The sequence below is a fragment of the Massilia glaciei genome (genome assembly GCF_003011895.2).
Taxonomy (GTDB): Bacteria; Pseudomonadota; Gammaproteobacteria; order Burkholderiales; family Burkholderiaceae_D; genus Telluria_A; species Telluria_A glaciei.
The window spans coordinates 1-6,459 of sequence record NZ_PXWF02000119.1; the positions used below are offsets into that span (position 1 = coordinate 1).

A 6,459-nucleotide genomic window follows, 5' to 3' on the forward strand; every position below is an offset into this window, starting at 1 on the left:
CGCTTGGAATTTGAAACCGCCCACTTTTCCAGTAGACCTGGCATATGTTTAAAAATCGAACCAAAATCGACACGTTTTTCGCATGTGTCGACGGCATCAACCTATTGCACGAATGCAAGCTTTAGTCGCCAGCGCAATGCCAATAAACTTGATCTACCATTTGCAGGGGATATGTGTGGGTGCGGCCCAAGGTTCTCGCTCCGATAAAAAATGGATATCCAAATGCAATTTAACTTACAGTAAGCCGAACTCAGACATGGCATCCCCCAATTTTTCGGGCAAAATCAGGTGCATGAACCAATAGTTAAAGATGGAACCACCTGACTGGCGGCTGTTCACCGAAACCGAACAGGCCTTGCTGCGGGACTTGACGGCGGTGGCGCCAGAATGCGCCACCTGGAGCAAGGCGACCCTGCATCCCAACTGCACCGGTCCGACATCGTAGATTCAATCGAAGTAAGAAATCAGCAGGCGATTCAATCCAAACTGGCCTACACCGACTTTCTTGCGCTGCTCACTCAGGATGAGGTGGCGCGCCGCGACCAGCGCCACTTCGCGCAACGGCCGCGCGAGACCAGGTCGGCGGCGACAAAGCCGCAATTCGACTGCGCGCACAGCCAGTCGGTCAACCACGCTTTGATTGCCAAACTGGGGACCTGCCGCTTCGTCGAGGAGCACGCGCCGGTCCGATCGCTGGGCCCACGGGTACCCGGCAAATTGCTATTCGCCCGACCTTTGACAAGTATCAATTTGCACCATTGACAGATTTCGACACGGAATTCAATATTTGACAATATTGAGTGATTAGGAATGTCCATGCAACCCTTCATCGTGCAAGGCGACAAAACCAGCCACGGGGGCTCGGTGCTGATGGGCTCCCCATTCTCGGACTGCGACGGAAAACCGATCGCCCGTGTCGGTGACATGTGCTCGTGCCCGCTGTGCAAAGGCGTTTTCCCAATAGCCGAAGGGGACCAGTCGAACATCATCGACGGTGCCCCGGTGGCATATCACGGCTGCAAGACCGCTTGCGGAGCGATGCTCATATCGAGCCAGATTCGGACACTCACCCAGCCGTCTGCGGGCGCGGCTCCCGGCGCCGCCGACTGCGACGGCAAAGTCGAAACCCCCGACGGCTTCGGGGCGGTGGGATCCGGATTGGCTGCCGCCTATCAAGACGAGCCCCACAAGTCCGATTCGCAGCGATTCCAAGGCCGCTTTCAACTCGTGAGCATCGACACTGGCGAGCCTATCGCCGGGAAGGCTGTCCGCGTGCGCTCCACGAGCGGCCAATATCTGACCGGGACGACCGACGCCGAAGGCTTCACGCAGTGGGTCGAACGAGACGCCGCGGAAGCGTTGGCCTTCGACCTGCAGGAGCGCTCCGCATGAGCAACCTTCCGCCATTGGCCACCGGCGGCATGTCGCCATCAGGCACGACTACCGTCGTCCGCATCAACGAGCCGAAGATCGATCCAGATGACAAGAAGATCCTGTGCGCGGCGATGTGCAAGTGCGACAAGGCACCCAACGTCGGGGTAGACGGGAAGCAGCTCAAACAAGCCTGCGTGGCCGAAAACTTCAAGGGCCTCGACAAATTGCTATCGCACAAAAGTCCGTATAAGCAAGAGGTCAACTATGACATGACGCAGCGTCCTCCCGTCCCGATCATGGACAGCGGCACCGACACGAAGGGGCACGACTACCTGCCGGCTTGGATTCGCAAGCACTGGGGATCCAAGCCGGAGCACGCGCCGACCTACAAGCCCGGGACGGGCCTGATTCGCCGCCCGGACGTGGTGATAGTGAAGGACCCCACGAAGCCGCCGACACAGGACAATATCAAGCAGATCGTCGAGATGAAGTTCCCACCCGACTCGCTCAGCGAGGAGCAGGAGAACGCGTACAAGCAGATTGGGGGCAAAGGTAAGCTCGTGACGTTGCAGCCCGGGCACTGTGACTGCGACTCGTCCGAGCCCAAGGATCCGCAGATGCCCGTCGAGGAATTGGGCTTCGTCGCGGCCGCCGCCATGTGGATCGCGTATATTCTGACGAGGGGGAAGACTCCGCGCCCGCCCATGGCGCCGGTCCCTCCCCTCGTCCCAGCCTTTTAAGGAAACAGAAAAATGGCCAAGCCCGACATGGGCGCCTTCATGGCGCAATGGAATGCGAAGCATGGCCACGGCGTGATGCCCGGCGCGATGCTGATGAAAAATGGCCCCCAAGATTATGTGGGCGCAACGCTTTGCGTGCGCGGGACCTTGTATTTCCAAGGCTCGGCCACCCCCGAGGTCAGGGAGGCGATATGCAAATGCTTCGACGCCTACGAAGCCATCGCCAAGGACCATTTGACGTGGCTTTGGCGCGACTCGCCGCCGGAAGGCCCGGACAAGTTCGCTTATGCGGAGGCGCCGCCCCTGCGGGCCATGATGAGGAAGATGGGCCCCGACGACCACGTGGGATTCGCCTATACCGGCGGCGAGAAGGCGCACGAGGCGAGCCCTTGGTGCTTCTTCGCTTCGGGACTGCGCGAATGGCAAGCGAAGCTGGGGTGGAACGGTTTGGACTCCTTGGTGTTTTCCGTTCCGCGCGAAACGGTCGAACAGAACCCGACCTTGTTCCAGCGGCTGTTCGTCGACTTCGCCAAGCTCTTGAAGGCCGAGCACGGGCATGCCGGCTTCGCGTTCAACCTGTCGATCACACGGCCCCAAGAAAACGAGGCGACGGAAGCCGTCATGGTCTCGAAGATGGCAGGGCTCGACGCCGGCCGCGCGGGCCTGATCCGGTCGTGGCACGAAGAAGGGATCGACGACCACCTCGTCAACATCGGTTGGCTGACCGCGATCAACGACGCCATGGTTGAAAAAGTCGGCGGGTTGTCGACGCTTCGATCCGAACTGCCCAGCGGCTGGTTCGCGAAATATGGCTATGGAAACGGGATCGTGATCCAAGCCGGGCCGGCGTGCGAGATCGCGCCGGTGGAGCTCGATCCGAAGCCGGCAATCTACGTGTTGCCTGCCATGGCGCTCAAAGCCGTCCGGATGGCTCCTAGTGGCGACTTGCACCAAGGCTCGCAGGATGGCGAGCCGAAGCTGACGGGCCTCGCCTCGGCGGCATGGTTCAGCCGCTTCGACGTGCCCGACGAAGAATTGATGCGTTACAAGACAAAGCTCCTGAATGAACCGAAGCTGACCAAGGAGACCTTGCTCCCAGAGGCGCGTTGAGCGAAGGAATTTCGGCGATGGCCAAGCCCGAGAGTCGTTAAGCGGCATCTCATATGCAATCCCGAACGATCAAGGTCTTTTCACTTGCACTTCTTGCTCCTGCAGGGCTCCTGCTCTTGGTGGGGCTGGCGGCTGCTTGGGTGCGGCGAGGCTTTCAGCGCAACCGAAGACAGCGCTGGGGCACGCCTGTTCGTCGTTACCTATATCCCTGCCACGCAGCCTTCCTCGCATCGATTATCAAATCGCTCCACCTCATAGATGTACTCGACGGTGACCCGATTCTCAGGGGGTAAGGTCCGCTGTGGGCGGCGGCGGCGCATGCACTAGAGGGCCGTTTAGTACAATCGACAGGTACCGGTCAGCAGCAGACCTTCGGCACCACGGGGCGGGGCCCGGGGCTATGACGCTCTGGCTCATGGCTTTCCCTGCAAGAGTGGTGGTTTGACCCAGTGAATCGCACCACGCATGATATCGCGCGTGGGATCACACGTCATTTCAAAGCGCAGGTCGATTGACGTCAATTCCCGCTCCACATAGGTGGCATGGTCGATCACGACCCAGCTGTGCGAGCGGAAACAGCCGATGCCGTTGCCGCTCAGTTCGAAGCCGCCGCGCGTCGGATTGAGCTGGGTCATGTCCTTCAGGCCCGCGTAGTAGCCCGGCACCATGCGGGCCAGCCCCTCGATGCTGACGAACATGACTTCGTAGCCGTCGCTACGAACGGTAAATGCTTCGCGCGCCGGGATTCGGTTCTCGTTCATGTGGATCACGGTGGTCAGCGGCAGCGCCTTGCTGAACGGCGTGACGTAAAAGCCGGTGTCGCTGCTTAAATAAATATAGTTGCCGGCGGGCGGGACGAAACTGGCCGGCAGCTGCCACAACTGCGCAGGCGGCGGGTTGACCGGACCGGCAATCACCGGCGTTTCGCCGGCGCGCCAGCGGATCTGGCCGCGCAGCGGATTGAGCCCGTTGCAGGTCTGCTCGAAGCGCATGTCGAGCGCCGTGACTTCGGTGCCGGAATACGTCACCGCATCGATAATCACCCATCCCGCCATGCCGAAGCACGGCGGGCTTTCCCCTTTGGCAGCCAGCCCGCCGGCCAGGGGGTTGTGCCGATAGTGGTATTTCAGGTCGGGGTAATAGCCGGGCTCGAGCCGCTTGAGCGCATCCATTGTCTGGAATTCCACCTGCCAGGCCTGATCGCCCTTAATGTCGAGAAGCATCCTGCCCTCGAAGCCGCTGAGCCACATGTTTGCTGTCGAGCGGGTATACAGGCGCTCGAGGATGCGGTTGTTCGCATCCTGAACGCCTGACAGATAGAGGTAGCTGCCGCTTGCCGGCACCGCCGCCGGATCGGCACGCCATGCTCCCGGCGGGATCGGCGAGGGACTGGCCGGCACCAGCGCCATGACATTGGCCAGCGTCCAGTGAACGTAGGCGCGCGTCGCGGCGGCGGAGATGCCGCAACGCTGCTCGAATCGCAGATCGAGTTCGGTCACGATATTGTTGACGATGGTCACCTTGTCGATGATCACCCAACCGGATACCTTGCCGCATCCGCGCGCCTCACCGCCCCAGTCGAGCACGCCGCCGGCGGGATTGTTGCTCACATGTGTGACGTGCTGAAAGTAGCCAGCCTGCAGCGCACTCAGCGTATTGGGAAGGGCGATGACGCCGCTCCAGCGTTCCACCGCCTTGACCTCGACACTGACGCCGATGCCGGCTGCCTTCACCGTCAGCAGGGCATTGGTGTCGGTGTACTTGTAGCTCAGACCCTGGCCGATCCAGTCGTCCGTGTCGCTTTCGGTGTAGACGTAGTTGCCGCTGGCGGGCAACTGGGCGCTGGCGGGGCGCCACAAGCCAGCAGGGATAGCATACGGTTCGGACGGGAGCGGCGGCGTTGGCGTTGGTGTCGGCGTGGGCGTGGGGGCGGGCGCGCCGCCGCCGCAGGAAGCGAGCAAGGTCCCAAACAGGATCGATACAGCGATACGACGCAAGGCAGCCTGCATGCATATTCCTAAAAAAATGTTCCCTGGGGAGCAAGTGAGGGTGAGAAAGAATGCAGGCGATTATATTGAACAAAGTGCAATGTGTCACGATGAATACCACTAGCTTTGGGGTGCGCTCATGTCCGCAAGGGCCTCTCGGTTAACGAATAGGCAAATGCGCTGCTGCCATTTGAATGGGCGGCGCCCGTCGTCGGAACCAGACATCGGCTAGGCGGAGATACTGAGTTCGTTCAGCATCCGGAAATTCCCCAATGCTCTTGCAATAACGATATGACGTTTTATGCGCAGCTTGATTCCATTAACGATGAGTTCTGCCTGGCCGACGTTGGGATGATCTACGTTTTCGTTTGCTTCGATTGCTACGACACGAAGTCAATCCTACAATCGGGCTAAGGCGCCGCACCGCAACCGTCGAGTACAATCGGCAGGGACCGGCCAAGAGCAGACGGTCGTACATCGAACAACCTCAATAGGCGAAAGAATAAGCTCGATGTCGATCGCCTCAAACCGGAGTCAGTGACCCGATGATCAAAGCAGCCCTATTTTTGATATTTTGTTTTGCGAGCATGCAAGCAGCTGCGTTCGCCGTCCCAGAAAATGCAAGTGAGGGCATCGAGTTCCAGCGCTCCTTGCTTGCTGCTATCGAACGCGCTGACCGTATCATCGTACGAGAGCATAGTGATCCAATGGACTTTGATGATGGCGGCGAGACCCTACCGGCCGCGCCGGAGAAAACGTACGTACGCAAGGAACTGAGTGGATTTCAAAAACTGCGTTTTGCATCGCTGGTCCGAGCTATGAGTCCGGTCACACAGGACGCTTTTCCCGCCTGCATTCCTGAGTATCACCACACCATCGGGTTCATCGACAAGGCGAGGCGTACTCGCACAGTGAAAATTTGCTTCCGTTGCGGTCAATTGGAGTTCGAGGGCGCGCGCACTTCGCCCCCGGCCAGCATATATACAACGCTGAGCATTTTTGTCCACGAGATCGGCATGGTGCCCAAGCGCGACTGGGAAAAGCTGGCGCGCACGACGGCTGCGGCCCACGCCCGTAGCCGCTAGAGCGCTTCTGCAGGGTTGTCTAGCGGCGGCCGGTGCCGGCCGACTCGGGCGGCTTGTCACAATAGATCGCTTTCCGGGGCCAGCCGCTGAGGTCACACGCCCTTCAAACGGTCGAGTACAATCGGCAGAGATCGGCTAGGAGCCGTCATTCGGAATTTGATC

7 protein-coding genes are annotated in these 6,459 nt (G+C 59.9%); 6 read left to right on the forward strand and 1 reads right to left on the reverse strand.

Annotation, left to right across the window (positions count from 1 at the left end):
• Positions 1-310: 310 nt before the first annotated feature.
• The 5 genes from C7C56_RS30280 to C7C56_RS08590 are packed head-to-tail and all read left to right on the forward strand — an operon-like array spanning position 311 to position 3,224.
• On the forward strand, positions 311-445 hold the full coding sequence (locus tag C7C56_RS30280; protein WP_267874675.1) for a hypothetical protein: 135 nt from the start codon (positions 311-313) through the stop codon (positions 443-445).
• Positions 388-762, forward strand: a complete 375-nt coding sequence (locus tag C7C56_RS29295; RefSeq protein WP_219933122.1) for an ATP-binding protein — start codon at positions 388-390, stop codon at positions 760-762. Before C7C56_RS30280 ends, C7C56_RS29295 begins: the two co-directional genes overlap by 58 nt.
• Before the next feature lie 54 nt (positions 763-816).
• Positions 817-1,392 (forward strand): PAAR domain-containing protein, encoded by a 576-nt coding sequence (locus tag C7C56_RS08580; protein ID WP_106757027.1) that lies wholly within the window; start codon positions 817-819, stop codon positions 1,390-1,392.
• A complete protein-coding gene (locus tag C7C56_RS08585; protein ID WP_106757023.1) occupies positions 1,389-2,114 on the forward strand; it encodes a VRR-NUC domain-containing protein in 726 nt (241 codons plus the stop codon). The genes C7C56_RS08580 and C7C56_RS08585 overlap by 4 nt, the downstream gene beginning before the upstream one ends.
• Positions 2,115-2,126: 12 nt before the next feature.
• Entirely contained in the window at positions 2,127-3,224 is a 1,098-nt protein-coding gene (locus C7C56_RS08590; protein WP_219933124.1) for a type VI immunity family protein, read from the forward strand.
• Between the two features lie 413 nt (positions 3,225-3,637).
• Here the strand turns inward: C7C56_RS08590 and C7C56_RS08595 are convergent, their stop codons facing one another.
• Positions 3,638-5,233, reverse strand: coding sequence for a hypothetical protein (locus C7C56_RS08595; protein ID WP_146204353.1), 1,596 nt, complete (start codon positions 5,231-5,233; stop codon positions 3,638-3,640).
• A gap of 524 nt (positions 5,234-5,757) precedes the next feature.
• On the opposite strand from C7C56_RS08595, the gene C7C56_RS08605 reads away from it, so the two are divergent.
• Entirely contained in the window at positions 5,758-6,297 is a 540-nt protein-coding gene (locus tag C7C56_RS08605) for a hypothetical protein (RefSeq protein ID WP_146204354.1), read from the forward strand.
• Positions 6,298-6,459: the final 162 nt, after the last annotated feature.